11 protein-coding genes are annotated in these 13,283 nt (G+C 46.5%); 7 read left to right on the top strand and 4 right to left on the bottom strand.

The window, feature by feature from the left end; genetic code table 11:
* The first annotated feature begins 10 nt into the window (after window positions 1-10).
* Entirely contained in the window at window positions 11-1,165 is a 1,155-nt protein-coding gene (locus DWZ03_RS16705) for a Rid family hydrolase (protein ID WP_117588960.1), read from the top strand.
* Window positions 1,166-1,193: 28 nt separating this feature from the next.
* Complete coding sequence (gene ccsA, locus DWZ03_RS16700; protein ID WP_022401730.1) at window positions 1,194-3,245, top strand: cytochrome c biogenesis protein CcsA; 2,052 nt, start codon at window positions 1,194-1,196, stop codon at window positions 3,243-3,245.
* A 431-nt stretch (window positions 3,246-3,676) separates the two neighbouring features.
* Here ccsA and DWZ03_RS16695 read toward each other — a convergent pair whose 3' ends face one another.
* Complete coding sequence (locus DWZ03_RS16695) at window positions 3,677-4,291, bottom strand: response regulator transcription factor (protein WP_005823789.1); 615 nt, start codon at window positions 4,289-4,291, stop codon at window positions 3,677-3,679.
* On the bottom strand, window positions 4,281-4,985 hold the full coding sequence (locus DWZ03_RS16690) for a hemerythrin domain-containing protein (protein ID WP_008665531.1): 705 nt from the start codon (window positions 4,983-4,985) through the stop codon (window positions 4,281-4,283). The genes DWZ03_RS16695 and DWZ03_RS16690 overlap by 11 nt, the downstream gene beginning before the upstream one ends.
* Window positions 4,986-5,195: 210 nt before the next feature.
* On the opposite strand from DWZ03_RS16690, the gene DWZ03_RS16685 reads away from it, so the two are divergent.
* The 5 genes from DWZ03_RS16685 (at window position 5,196) to DWZ03_RS16665 (ending at window position 11,701) form a co-directional block, all read left to right on the top strand.
* Window positions 5,196-5,558: a BlaI/MecI/CopY family transcriptional regulator gene (locus DWZ03_RS16685; RefSeq protein ID WP_005823785.1), complete on the top strand. Its 363-nt coding sequence runs from the start codon at window positions 5,196-5,198 to the stop codon at window positions 5,556-5,558.
* Window positions 5,559-5,587: 29 nt separating this feature from the next.
* Window positions 5,588-7,453, top strand: a complete 1,866-nt coding sequence (locus DWZ03_RS16680; protein ID WP_022401728.1) for a TlpA family protein disulfide reductase — start codon at window positions 5,588-5,590, stop codon at window positions 7,451-7,453.
* A 43-nt stretch (window positions 7,454-7,496) separates the two neighbouring features.
* Window positions 7,497-9,578: a M56 family metallopeptidase gene (locus DWZ03_RS16675; protein ID WP_057088472.1), complete on the top strand. Its 2,082-nt coding sequence runs from the start codon at window positions 7,497-7,499 to the stop codon at window positions 9,576-9,578.
* Between the two features lie 12 nt (window positions 9,579-9,590).
* Window positions 9,591-10,361 carry a TlpA family protein disulfide reductase gene (locus tag DWZ03_RS16670; protein ID WP_022401726.1) on the top strand — a complete coding sequence of 257 codons (771 nt, stop codon included), beginning with the start codon at window positions 9,591-9,593 and terminating at the stop codon, window positions 10,359-10,361.
* A gap of 101 nt (window positions 10,362-10,462) precedes the next feature.
* The gene (locus tag DWZ03_RS16665; protein WP_005835346.1) at window positions 10,463-11,701 is read left to right on the top strand and encodes a carcinine hydrolase/isopenicillin-N N-acyltransferase family protein; all 1,239 of its coding nucleotides are present in this window, start codon (window positions 10,463-10,465) and stop codon (window positions 11,699-11,701) included.
* Here the strand turns inward: DWZ03_RS16665 and miaA are convergent.
* Window positions 11,677-12,582 carry a tRNA (adenosine(37)-N6)-dimethylallyltransferase MiaA gene (miaA, locus tag DWZ03_RS16660; protein ID WP_005823716.1) on the bottom strand — a complete coding sequence of 302 codons (906 nt, stop codon included), beginning with the start codon at window positions 12,580-12,582 and terminating at the stop codon, window positions 11,677-11,679. The genes DWZ03_RS16665 and miaA overlap by 25 nt on opposite strands.
* Window positions 12,583-12,690: 108 nt before the next feature.
* Window positions 12,691-13,245: an IS1096 element passenger TnpR family protein gene (locus DWZ03_RS16655; protein ID WP_120130416.1), complete on the bottom strand. Its 555-nt coding sequence runs from the start codon at window positions 13,243-13,245 to the stop codon at window positions 12,691-12,693.
* Between the last annotated feature and the right edge of the window lie 38 nt (window positions 13,246-13,283).

Below are 13,283 nucleotides of genomic sequence, written 5' to 3'. Positions count from 1 at the left end.
GATATTTAATATGAAAGATAAACAACAACAAACTAATCAATCGGAGAATACCTTAACCGAAATCTTTAAATATGAGGTAGAAGCGGGTGTTTCGGAATATCATGTAATGATTCATGCCACCAGACCGGAAGCGACTTATGAAGAACAGCTGAATGCGGTGGTCGACACTTACTGCCAACTGCGTGAAAGTGAACTACAAGGTGCTGTTGCCATCTTTAAACGCTACTTTCTAAGTGACGCCGCCAATCAGGCAGATATGCTACTGGCGCTTTCGGCAGAATGTTCGGATTGTGCACTCTCCGTGGTAGAGCAGCCGCCGTTGAACGGTACAAAGATTGCACTGTGGGTCTATCTGCAGAAAGGTGTGGAAACACAGGTACTTCATAACGGATTGTTCGAAGTGAGACATGGCGCCTACCGTCACCTTTGGGGAGGCGGCTCTTTCAATCGTGCCGCCAATTCGGAATACCAGACCCGTCTGCTGTTGAATGACTATGTGATGCAGCTGATGGAACAGGGCTGCAAGCTGGCTGATAATTGCATACGTACCTGGTTCTTTGTACAGAACGTGGATGTGAATTATGCCGGAGTGGTGAAGGCACGTAATGAGGTGTTTGTTACCCAGGACTTGACGGAGAAGACTCATTATATTTCCAGTACCGGTATCGGTGGCCGTCATGCCGACCCAAAAGTGACGGTTCAGATGGATACTTATGCTGTAGATGGTTTGAAATCTGAACAAATTCACTACCTTTACGCACCGACACATCTGAATCCCACATACGAATACGGTGTGAGTTTCGAGCGAGGTACGTATGTGGATTATGGCGACCGTCGCCAGGTGTTTATTTCGGGTACTGCGAGCATCAATAATAAAGGTGAGGTGGTATATCCCGGAGACATTCGCAAGCAGACGGAACGTATGTGGGAGAATGTGGAGGCTTTGTTGAAAGAGGCTGGCTGTACGTTTGATGATTTAGGACAGATGATTGTTTATCTGCGGGATGTTGCAGACTATACCGTGGTCAAAGGAATGTATGACGAACGTTTTCCGGATACTCCGAGAGTGTTTGTATATGCTCCCGTATGTCGTCCGGGTTGGCTGATAGAGATGGAATGTATGGGAGTCAGGTCTTTAGAAAACAAAGAGTTTGCTCCATATTGATTTTTTACTTTTAATTGATAGCTCTTAATTGAAAAAGTTTCTCATAGCTGTTTATGGTTGTTTGCTGCTCATGCTTGCTGCAACTACGTTTGTAGAGCAGACGTGCAGTACGGATTTTGTAGAAAAGCATGTTTATCATACGATTTGGTTCTGTTGTTTGTGGGGAGCCCTTGCTGCGATGACTGTTGTTGTGCTTGTAAGACTGCGGTTGTGGCGGCATCTCCCGACGTTGTTGTTGCATGGCTCCTTCCTCGTGATTTTGGCGGGAGCCATGACTACGTTTCTTTGTGGCCGGAAAGGATATGTGCATCTTACTGTCGGCAGTGAGGTGAACTGCTTTTTGGAACAAGACGGCAGGCAGGTTGTAGAGTTACCGTTCACCTTACGTCTGGACAGTTTCCGGATTGAGTACTATCCGGGTACGGATGCTCCTGCAGATTATATCAGCTATATTCACGGTGAGACGCCCGTCTCCATGAACCGTATTCTTTCACGGCAGGGGTTCCGCTTTTATCAGTCTTCCTTTGATGAGGATATGCAGGGGAGCTGGCTGACAGTGAATTATGACCCGTGGGGGATAGGGATTACCTATAGTGGATACCTCTTGTTAGGTGTCTCCATGCTCTGGATGCTGGTCAGCCGGGGAGGAGAGTTCCGCAGGCTGCTGAGGCATCCGTTGTTGAAGAAGGGAGGAATGTTTGTCCTATTGTTGCTGTGTCTGGGAAGTGGGGTACATGCGCAGAAGAGAAGCCTTCCGGCACTGGCACGCAAGCAGGCGGATAGTCTTGCCCGTAAGCAGGTGATTTATAATGACCGTGTGGTTCCTTTCAATACCCTTGCGCGCGATTTTGTACTGAAACTGACGGGAAAATTGTCTTATGGAGGCATGACGCCGGAGCAGGTGATTGGCGGATGGCTTCTGCGTCCGGAGGTTTGGCAGAATGAGCCGATGATTTATATCAAAAACGAGGCACTCCGTCGCCTGCTTCATTTGGAGACACCCTATGCATGTCTGGCTGATTTGTTCGACGGTGAGAAGTATCGCTTGCAGAAGTTCTGGAAGGGGAAGCAAGACCATCATCGGAAAATGACTTCTCTGGAAAAGGCCATTGTAGAGGCGGATGAAAAGGTGGGACTGATTTTGATGCTCCAAAATGGTACATTGATTCGTCCTTTGCCGGAAGACGGGAGTGTGGAGCCTGTTTCCGATACTAAAATACAAGCCGAATTGCTGTATAACCGTATTCCTTTCAGCAAATTGCTGTTCATGTTCAACCTTACGGTGGGGATGCTGGCTTTCTTCCGTCTGCTGTATCGCGGCCTGCGCCGTTCGTCGGCATTGTCAGACTCTTCCGGTAGGATTGTAGCGCTCTCTTTCTCTTCGCGTTTGGCAGATACTTTTTTCCCGTTTTCTCTTTATGCGGCGTTTCTCTTTCAGCTCTTCGGGTATGGTCTGAGGTGGTACATCGGCGGGCGTATCCCGTTGGGTAATGGATACGAAACGATGCAGTTCATGGCATTGTGTGCGCTGTTCCTGGCTTGTCTGTTTCGGCGGCGCTTCCCGTTTATGGTGCCTTTCGGTTTTTTGCTGTCCGGTTTTGCCTTACTGGTGTCCTATTTGGGACAGATGAATCCCCAAATCACTCCCTTGATGCCCGTGCTCGTTTCTCCGTGGCTCAGTACGCATGTGTCGTTGATAATGATGTCTTATGCTTTGTTTGCCTTTATGATGCTGAACGGCATACTGGCATTGTGTCTTCGCCGTTCAGCCCGGATGTTGATGCTGCTCAGCCGATTGCTGCTTTATCCCGCCGTTTTCTTTTTGGGAGCCGGCATTTTTCTGGGTGCGGTTTGGGCCAATGCTTCTTGGGGGCGTTATTGGGCTTGGGACCCGAAGGAAGTATGGGCGCTGATTACCTTTATGGTTTATGGAGCGGCGTTCCATGCGCGCAGCCTGCGCATTTTCCGCAGTCCGTTATTCTTCCATATCTATATGGTTGCCGCCTTTCTGACAGTCCTGATGACCTATTTCGGGGTGAACTACATCCTTGGAGGAATGCACAGCTATGCCAATGCCTGATTTACGGGTGGTTCTACCTATTTATGATGACTGACTTGTTTTATTATACCTAATTTAAGTGATTGCGTACTGTCTGCCGATGCCCTATCTTTGCAACATCAGATTTGAATGAATTAGTTAGTCATAATTACGTAACCACTTTTATGAAGATAAAAGGATCCCCGCTTCCCGATGTGATATCGTGAAGCGGGGATTTGTGTATGGCGTGACGGATACTGTGGGTAAGGTTGGATAAGGATACTTGTGGGGCATAAAGAGTCATAGGATGGGGAGGGATGACATAGGGGATGAGCTTTGTCTTCAGGCACAAGATAAACCTTAATCAATAGGCAGAGGGCTTTTCCCGTATGGAGGAGCATACTTTTGCAAGGGATTCATCCGGTTTTTCCCTATAGGCCGCAGCGGGTAGGGAAACGGTTGCCGGAAGAATCTTATAGAGAGTCCTTGATGTCGCTCAATTCTACCAGCTTGTTGACAATAGCGTAGATGGTGAGCCCTGCCGGAGAATGTATCTGCAGTTTGCGTGCAATGTTACGGCGATGGGTAATGACGGTATGGATGGAGAGGTAGAGTTTGTCGGCGATGGCTTTGTTGGTCATGCCCTTCACAACGCAGGTGATGATTTCCTTTTCGCGCTGGCTCAGGGTTTCTTGTTCGCTGTCTTTTTCCTCTTCCTCCTCGGTGTGTAGCAAGTGGTTGATTTTGGAGGCGATGACATCTACGTCATCGCACATGGCGAAGTTCTCGTCATATTCCTTCAATATGTTGTTGTCGATGACGGAGCATACCATAGCAATGTACTTGATACCGGATTTTCCGTGTTCTGCCTTGAAGGCGGGCAGGTCGAACCAGCCACCGAAAGTGGGGTTGATGATGATAATGTCTGCCGGATGCATGTGAATGTAGTTCTGCAGCGATTCCGGAGAAGAAACCTCAATAGGGTGTGCATTCAAGTTGGGAATACGCTTCAAAACAGCCGTCAGGCCACTCCGGATGATGACCGAAGTTTCTGCAATGACAATCTTCAAAGAAGTATTATTGTTCATTTTTCAGTTTCCTTTCTATTTGCGCTACGGCGGGAACAAACATATAATCTTCTACCTGGCAGTGGGTGGCAAGGTCTTGTTCGCAGTTGAATATATCGAACAAGACCGCATTCAGGAGATTGTTGTTCTCCTTTTCCGGGTAGTATTTGATGATGATGTTCTTCAGCTCTTTCAGTTTGGTATCTATCTGATTATGTTTGCTGGCAAAAGTGGCGATGTTGTATTCGTCCGATAGGTTGCCTTGGAGTAATTGCTCTACATAGGTGAATACGGCCTGGTTTTCATATTCCATGTGGCGGCGTACTTCCTTGGCATATTCATCGAAGAACTTCAGGATGAGGTAGGCTACATCGTTTGTACTGGAACAATCGATGGCTTCGATGAGTTTGCGGCGGATGGCCGGCAGGTTGAAGTCGAGGAAATATGTGTGGGCACGCTTCAGATAATCCATAAGGGCGGGAATGGAAAAATCACTTTCATTACCGCTGTAAGAGTATTGTTCTTCGCTGATAAAGTTGGCTACGGCGAGGAATGTAGGGCAATCGACGCCTTGTGCTTCGCAGACGTCCTTCACGCTCTTGTCTCCGAATCCTAATGACAGTCCGAAGCGGCTCATCACCATTAATAAGGAGTAATTGTCACAGATGAGGTCACTCATCTTGTCCGTGGAGCGGTACTTATGTTGCTCATTCATTGTATGTTATTGTTTTTAATTCTCTGATTCGTGCGCAAAGTAACGGCTTTTATCCGAGAACTGCAATCACTATTAGTAGGTATTTTGCTTGTCGGGAGACGGTTGGAGACTGGTGTTTGCCGAATAAACTAAAAGCTTTAGTTTTATTTAACGAGAGAAATTAGTTTTTGAACTAGATAATTTAGTTATTTGCGGAAAACAAAGAATGTTATGAAAGGATTGACTGCAAAAGAAGAAGAAATCATGGGCTTTTTCTGGGAAAAGGGACCCTTGTTTGTGAAGGAAATGCTGGCATTCTATGAAGAGCCGAAACCACATTTCAATACTTTGTCCACCATTGTGAGAGGATTGGAGGATAAGGGATTCTTGAGCCATCATACGTACGGCAACACGTATCAGTATTATGCGGTGGTCAGCGAGGAGGATTTCCGCAAGCGGACACTGAAGAACGTTATCAGCAAATATTTCAATAATTCCTATCTCAGCGCAGTGTCGTCTCTGGTGAAGGAAGAGGATATATCCCTGGAAGAACTGAAGCAGTTGATACAAGACGTGGAAAAGGGAAGGGACTGAGATTGTTGAGACTCTAATAACTCTGGCTTATGAAAAACATCGGATTGGTTTGTTTGCTGCTGGTAAGTATTTGCTGCGGATTGCAGGCAAAGAAAATCGTAAAGGTACCCTATTTCATGGCATGCAATACGCGTAGCATTGAAGTGGAGCAAGTGACGCTTGGAAAAGATACGACCTGGCTGGCGGTGAGGCTTTATGGCATGCAGGGCGATAGGGTCAGGATTGATTCGACAGCTGTGTTGCGGGCATCCGGAAAGGATTACGGATATTTGGGAAATACCGGTTTTGCCAGGGATGAATGGACGCATATTCCCGCTTCCGGTGAAATGACTGCTGTTTTGAAGTTTAGTCCGCTTCCGATGGATACTGAGAGCTTTGATTTTGTAGAGACACCGGACAGTGATGAAGGATGGGTAATTTATGGTATACAGCTCAACGGAGAGAAACCTCGGGTGGATATTTCCGAACGTTTGCGGAATAAGAAACCGGATGAGGTTTTGCCATTGCCCGGACCGGAATTGAATATGGGAAAGACTGTCATAAAGGGGCAGATATTGGGGTATAAACCGGAGTATGGAGTGACGTTACGCTACTATGACTCGCCTTGGTTCTTCATGTATTTCACCGGTAAGGACTTGAAGATAGCGGAGGATGGCACGTTCCGTTATGAGACAGAGGTGCTGTTGCCGAGCGGTGCTACGCTGTGGATATCCCGTTCGAAAATAGAATTGTTTCTCGTTCCGGGTGGAGAACTGGATGTCACAATCAATCTGCCTGAAATATTCTATTCGCAAAGCCGTCTTTTAAGCCGGAAAAGGGATGGTGTAACGGACAACTGTGTTTGGTTTGAAGGAGACTATGCCGGTCTGAATACCGAGTTGCTGCGGTTCGGTGAAATGAAAAGCTTATCGGGAGCTGATGATTTTTATGCAGATATTTGTGGGATGACTCCGCAGGCATATAAAAAGTATCTGTTCAGGCATTATGAAGATATGCAAAAGAAACTTGTAAAAAACAAGGATATGAGCCAGGCTTGCCGTACTTATATTCGGGCAAATCTGGATATGAATCTGTTCAGCCTTATCTATAATTACAAGAGTAACCTTAGTTATGCCCCGATGCTTTCGGGCAGGAAGGGGGTGAAAAGGGCGGACATGACGGTGGACAGTACCTCATACTTCAAGGAAATACTGCAACTGGATATTCTGCATACCCCCGAACAGAAATATTACAATTATTATACGGACTTTGTGAAGACCGCTACCGGAAATTTCCGGGATAAGTTTGTGCAAGACCCTCTTTGGCCGGACATGCTTCTTGCCGGGCGTGCTTCCCGTAATCTGAGCAAGTACATGCCTTTGACTGAGGAAGAGCGTCGGACGGTGGACAGCATCGCTTCTCCCGACCTCAGGCAATTGTTCCTGATGAGAAACGGGAGGATTGAAGCCGAACTGAAATCAGAGTTGGAAGCTACTAAGGGAAAGACCGGATATAAGATTGTTGAGGTGGAAAAGGAGGTAGCGGCAGACAGTTTGTTGCAGGTCATTACTCGTCCTTATCGTGGCAAGATGGTACTGGTGGATATGTGGAACACCTGGTGTGGTCCTTGTATGCGGGCCATGAAAAGCCTGAAACCGTTGAAAGAGGAGCTGAAAGAGGTGGTTTATCTATATATTGTCGACGAAACATCTCCTGAAGGAAAATGGAAAGTAATGATACCGGATATACCCGGTATTCACTGTCGCATTAGCAATGAGCAAAGTACGGCATTGGCAAAGCTGTACGAATATCCGGGTATCCCGACCTATTTCGTCGTGAACCGTGAAGGAGATATTTCCTACAAAGCAACCGGATTTCCCGGAGTGGAGATGCTACGGAATGAACTGACCAAGTAACTGTAAATAGTAAATCGTAAATCCCTAAATAGTAAATAATTCCATGGGTCTGTTTTTTGTTTATATACTCAAATCTTCTGTTTGCCTGGCGATATTCTATTTGTTTTATCGCTTGTTGCTGGCACGCGAGACGTTTCATCGTTTCAACCGTTTTTCATTGTTGGGCATTTTGCTGTTGTCCTGCCTATTGCCTTTGGTAGAGGTAAGTGTGAAGCAGGAGACGGAAGTGCACCAGACGATGCTGACATTGGAGCAGTTGCTGATGATGGCAGATGCAGTGAATGCCACTGAGGCCGGAGCAAGGGCTGAAACGGCAACAGTCACCTGGATACAAGTGGCGCTGCTTGTCTATCTGGCAGGAATCGTTTTCTTTGCCTTCCGCAACGTATATTCGTTGGTACGGTTACTGATGTTGCTGAAATCGGGTAAAAAAGAGGATATCGGCAGCTACTTACCGGGCAGGAAAGAGCGCGTTACTTTGATTGTACACAACTGTGACATCGCTCCGTTCAGTTGGATGGGATATATTGTCATTTCACGGAAAGACTTGGAGGAGAACGGACGGGAAATCCTTATCCACGAGCTTGCCCATATCCATAACCGCCATTCCTGGGACTTGCTGGTGGCTGATGTCTGCATTTTCTTTCAGTGGTTCAATCCGGCATCATGGCTCCTGAAGCAGGAATTGCAGAATATCCATGAGTTTGAAGCGGATGAAACGGTGATAAAGGAGGGTGTGGATGCAAAACAGTATCAACTATTATTAATAAAAAAAGCTGTCGGCACAAGGCTCTACTCTATGGCCAACAGCTTTAATCACAGTAAACTTAAAAAACGTATCACTATGATGTTAAAAGAAAAATCAAGCCCGTGGGCACGTTTGAAGTATCTTTATGTACTTCCGGTAGCTGCCATTGCAGTGACAGCTTTTGCCCGTCCCGAAGTCTCCGATAAAGTGGAGAAGATTTCAAGCGTCAAAGTTAACGATTTGGCTGCAATTGTAGAAACAAAAGTGGCGGAAAGTGCAGGTGACACTACGAAGCCTGCCGATGTGAAGTATGTACCGGCGGAAGTCCGCAAGCAGTTGAAGGGAACTTCGGTCTTCGAGGTGGCAGAGGAGATGCCGGAATTTCCCGGCGGCGGAATGAGTGCTTTCATGGATTATATCAAGACGAATATGCGTTATCCGGCATCTGCCAAAGAGAACGGTACGCAGGGACGGGTCACTGTCCAGTTTGTGGTGGATGAAGATGGAAGCATCAAGGACTCCAAGGTGCTCCGTTCTGTGGATAAGGATATGGATGCCGAGGCGCTGCGATTGATAAACACTATGCCGAAGTGGAAGCCGGGGAGACAGAAGGGGCAGCCGGTGGCTGTGAAATTTACGGTGCCGGTGATGTTCAGGCTGGACGACGACAAACTTGAAAAAACTTCTTCTGCCAATGGTATTACAGTTGAAGGATATGCGGGTAATGGGAAAGAGCCATTGTATATTGTGGATGGAAAAGAGGTGACGCCATCTGTCATGAGTGCATTGAATCCTGATAAGATAGAACGTGTAACGGTTTTGAAAGATAAATCTGCCACGGATTTATATGGAGAAGAGGGACAGAATGGCGTTGTTCTGATAACCCTGAAACAAGGAACTCCGGGTATGGTTATCCGCCGGGGTAATGAGGTGGCAGAGAATGCTAAAGTACAGCATAAGAGTAGTCTTGATTTAATAAAGACTGTCTATATTGATGGAGAAAAGGTTGACTTGGGTACTAAAACTATCGATGATTTAATACCTGCCGAGAATATTGAGGGTATTGAGGTGAAGAAAGAGGCAGGTGGAAAAGGTGAGATTTACATCACTACTAAAAAAACTAAAGCTGTAGAAAAGACCATTGCCAAAGGCAATATGAAAGTGGAAGGCAAAGTGGTGGATGAGCAGGGTGAGCCTGTTATCGGTGCGGCTGTTCTGATAGAAGGTACCACTACGGGAAGCGTTACCGATGTCAATGGCAATTTTGTCCTTTCTGTACCTTCTAAGGATGCTGTATTGGTTGTTTCGTATATAGGCATGGCTACCGGCAAAGTGAAGGTGCAGCCCAAGCTTACGATTACGCTGAAAAGTGAATAGTCTCTAACAACTATGATAAGGAAAATTCTCTCTTTGTTTCTGATTCTGGTAGCTGTGGGGGCAGGGCTTTGCTCTGCCCAGACAGCCGGTAAGAAATATTATTTGGTGGGCGGGCTTTTCTTCGAAGGCATGCCGCCTGGTGTGGGTTCGGACAACGTGGCGGCTTTCATAATACATGAGGACGGCGCGAGACACGAGGTTACGGAACTCCGCTTGCGCAAGGGCATTGTGCTGTCTGAGGAGGTGAGAGAATATGCTACTCCTGCCGACGAGGTGCCTGGTGCGGAAGCTTTCTTGATGAGTTACCGTGGAGGAACGGGGAAGAAGTTGCCGATAGGCGGTGCCGTACAGACTTTGAAGAAGGAAGAATGGATAGGAAAGGCTTTTCCGGAATTCAAAGTGAAAGACACAGAAGGACAGGAATGGAGCAAGGCCGATGTGACGGGACGTCCTATGGTCTTGAACTTCTGGTATACCGGCTGTGGTCCTTGTATCCGTGAAATGTCGGAGCTGAACAAATGGATAGAAGTCTATCCTGATGTAACCTATCTTGCTACGACTTTTGACAGTGCTGTACAAATAAAGAAAATTGTAGAGAGCCGTCCTTTCCTCTTTACCCAGATAGCCGATGACTTGTTTTTCTTCGAGACCTTTCATGTGAGTGGTATGCCGGTCACTATACTGGTGGATAAGAAAGGCATTATCCGTCATATAGAACAAGGTACTGGAACTGCGAAACTTCGGTATATGCAGGATAAGTTGCAGAAACTTGTCAGCGAATAATTCTTTCCTGATGAATAGGGGATAAGGATTTCAGAGGATTTTTTTTGCCCTTTCACAGATTATCATACCTTTGCGAATATAAATCTAAGGAAGGCAAGGTTATGATAAAACATCTTTTTTTAATATGGGGACTGCTTGCGGCACTCACTGCTGAGCCGGTTCTGGCTTGTACATCTGCCGTCGTTTCTGGAAAGGTTACTCCTGACGGCCGTCCGTTGCTATGGAAAAACCGTGATACGGACTATCTGCGAAATCATGTTGCTTATATAAAAGGGGAGAAGTATAACTTCATTGCCGATGTGAATAGTGCTAACTTTCCTGCCTTGAAAGAGGCATGGATGGGTACAAACTCCGTTGGTTTTGCCTTGATGAACACCCAATCCTACAATCTGGTGGAAGTGAAAGATGGGGAAGAACGGGGGGCAGCCAACGGGAGGATTATCTACCGTGCCTTGGAGGTTTGTGCCACGGTGGAGGATTTCTGCCATTTCCTCGATACCATTTCCAAGCCCAGCTTGATAGAGGCCAATTTTGGCGTAATCGACGCTCAAGGCGCTGCCGCCATGTTTGAGGTGGATTATTATAAATATACGATGTATGATGCCAATAATCCCAAAGATGCTCCTTACGGCTACATTGCCCGTACCAACTTCTCTTTTGCCGGTGAAGCAAATCGGGGGGCAGGTTATGTACGCTATATGGAGGCAGACAGGGTACTGATGAGGGCTTCTGCAACGGGAGGGATCACACCGCAGGGTATATTTAATGATCTTTCACGTTCGTTTCGCAACGGCATGCTTGATATTGATTTGAAGAACGGGAAATTTAATCGCCCGCAAGGTTCCGGTTGGTTTGTCGACCAGGATTTTATTCCCCGTAACAGTACTTCTTGTTCCATTGTGGTGCAGGGCGTAAAACCGGGTGAGAAGGTGGAACTTACTACGATGTGGACAATGCTGGGATATCCTCCTACGGGTATTGCCGTGCCGCTTTGGGTGAAGGATGCGGATAGACTTCTGCCTCCGATGGTATGTTGGGACAAGGCGTGTGCCGCCGCTCCGCTCAGTGATTGGTCACTCCGGCTTTCCAACAATGTCTTTTGTTATAATCAGGGGATGGGAACCAATCGTTATCTGAATTGGGAAAAACTGTACAATATGGAGAATAATGGCTATATGCAGCAGCTTGTTACGGTAGAGGCAGAGGTGTTTCGCCGTACATGCCTATTGTTGGACAGCTGGAGACAGCAAGGAAGCATTGATTCTCAAGAAATGCAGAAGCTTTATCAAGATGTGGAAGCACTTGTCCGAAAGGCTTATACGCCTTTGATGGAACAATGACAGTATTCCAGTATTTCCCCTTCCTGCTCCGGGTGGAACCAGTGGATTTCCTCGTCCCGTTTGAACCAGGTCATTTGCTTACGGGAATAGATGCGTGAGTTCTGCTTTATCTTTTCGATGGCAAAGGGTAATGTCCATTCACCATCCAGGTACTTGAATATTTCTTTGTAGCCTACTGTATTTAGGGAATTTAGACTTTTATGCGGGTAGACCATGCGCGCTTCTTCCACTAAACCCTCTTCCACCATTTGGTCCACCCGGCAGTTGATGCGTTCATAAAGCTCTTCCCGGTTACGTGTTAATCCTATTTTGATGATACGGAAGGGGCGTTCTTTCTTTTGTTGAGTGCGGAAGGAAGTGTAGGCCTTTCCCGTCATGTAGCAGATTTCCAAAGCATGGACTACGCGTTTGGGATTCTTCAAATCTACTATTTTGTAATATTCCGGATCCAACAGCTTAAGTTCCGCACAAAGTCTTTCCAGACCTTCTGTTTCGTATTTGTGCAGCATGAGCTGGCGTGTATCGGCATCTACGGTCGGAATGTCGTCAATTCCTTTACAGACTGCATCTACATACATCATTGAGCCTCCGGTCAGCAGTACGGTGTTATGCTTTGTAAACAGGTCTTCCAGCAGCTTCATCACTTCCGCTTCGTATTGGGCGGCACTGTAATAGTCTGTCAGCTTCAGGGTACCGACGAAGTGATGCTGTACCCGTTGCAGTTGCTCCGGTGTAGGGGCAGCCGTGCCTATCTTTAAATCTGCATAGAGTTGTCTCGAATCGGCCGAGACGATACAAGTATGGAAATGTTCTGCCAATCGGAGGCTGAGCTCTGTTTTGCCTACTCCGGTGGGACCGATAAGTACGATTAGGGTGTGCATGCGGGTAAAAAAATAGGCACGGATTACGCGGATTACACGGAATATTCAATAACAACCGTGTGTTTCCGTGTAATCCGTGCCTAAAAGAAATCTGTATGGTATGTCTGTTTAATATTTCTCTTCTTCAAAGGAGTTTCCGACTTCGTCCAAACCGCCGAAACCCTCTTTGTCGAAATCTTCCATATCGAAGTCCTGGTCGCCGTAAAAGTTTTCGTCCAAATCAAGGGAACCGCCAGCAGCTGCCATCTCTTCAAAATCAATGGTCTGCTTGGGAGCTTCACCTGCTTTCTTGGTGCATTTGGCTCCTTTCATTTCCTTTCCGGTAATGATTTCAGAAAGCTCGATGAAGAAGCAGCGCTCAGTCATATAATCGAATACATAGAGAAGTTTCTGCTTCTCGTCTTCAACCAGTTCGCTCAGCTGGGTCTCTTTCATCACCCAACTGTCCATTTCCGGATTGTCATCCATTTCTTCCAGCGTAATTTCTTTCTCTTTCTCCCAGTCATCATCGCAAATGAAGAAAGAAGTCATCTGGTCGTTAGTGTAGCCTGCCGACTTTAGAATCGCTTCATGGAAGTCATAAAAGGTAGCTTCCGGGTCTATCTGTATTTCTCTGACAAAATCGTCCACCTCATCAGAGATGATTGTAAATCTGTAGATCATGATGATTTATAATTTATGATTTCTGACTTTGTGTAAAT

This window comes from Bacteroides sp. AF29-11 (assembly GCF_003602895.1).
GTDB classification, from domain to species: Bacteria; Bacteroidota; Bacteroidia; order Bacteroidales; family Bacteroidaceae; genus Bacteroides; species Bacteroides uniformis.
Note: the sequence above shows the minus strand (reverse complement) of the source record. Positions and strands in the feature narration are given on the sequence as shown.

What these genes read in the sequence shown, in the direction of transcription:
- DWZ03_RS16705 (WP_117588960.1), top strand. Translation starts at nt 11, where the DNA reads ATGAAAGATAAACAACAACAAACTAATCAATCGGAGAATACCTTAACC.
- DWZ03_RS16695 (WP_005823789.1), bottom strand. Translation starts at nt 4,291, where the DNA reads ATGAACAATAATACTTCTTTGAAGATTGTCATTGCAGAAACTTCGGTC.
- DWZ03_RS16690 (WP_008665531.1), bottom strand. Translation starts at nt 4,985, where the DNA reads ATGAATGAGCAACATAAGTACCGCTCCACGGACAAGATGAGTGACCTC.
- DWZ03_RS16685 (WP_005823785.1), top strand. Translation starts at nt 5,196, where the DNA reads ATGAAAGGATTGACTGCAAAAGAAGAAGAAATCATGGGCTTTTTCTGG.
- DWZ03_RS16680 (WP_022401728.1), top strand. Translation starts at nt 5,588, where the DNA reads ATGAAAAACATCGGATTGGTTTGTTTGCTGCTGGTAAGTATTTGCTGC.
- DWZ03_RS16675 (WP_057088472.1), top strand. Translation starts at nt 7,497, where the DNA reads ATGGGTCTGTTTTTTGTTTATATACTCAAATCTTCTGTTTGCCTGGCG.
- DWZ03_RS16670 (WP_022401726.1), top strand. Translation starts at nt 9,591, where the DNA reads ATGATAAGGAAAATTCTCTCTTTGTTTCTGATTCTGGTAGCTGTGGGG.
- DWZ03_RS16665 (WP_005835346.1), top strand. Translation starts at nt 10,463, where the DNA reads ATGATAAAACATCTTTTTTTAATATGGGGACTGCTTGCGGCACTCACT.
- miaA (WP_005823716.1), bottom strand. Translation starts at nt 12,582, where the DNA reads ATGCACACCCTAATCGTACTTATCGGTCCCACCGGAGTAGGCAAAACA.
- DWZ03_RS16655 (WP_120130416.1), bottom strand. Translation starts at nt 13,245, where the DNA reads ATGATCTACAGATTTACAATCATCTCTGATGAGGTGGACGATTTTGTC.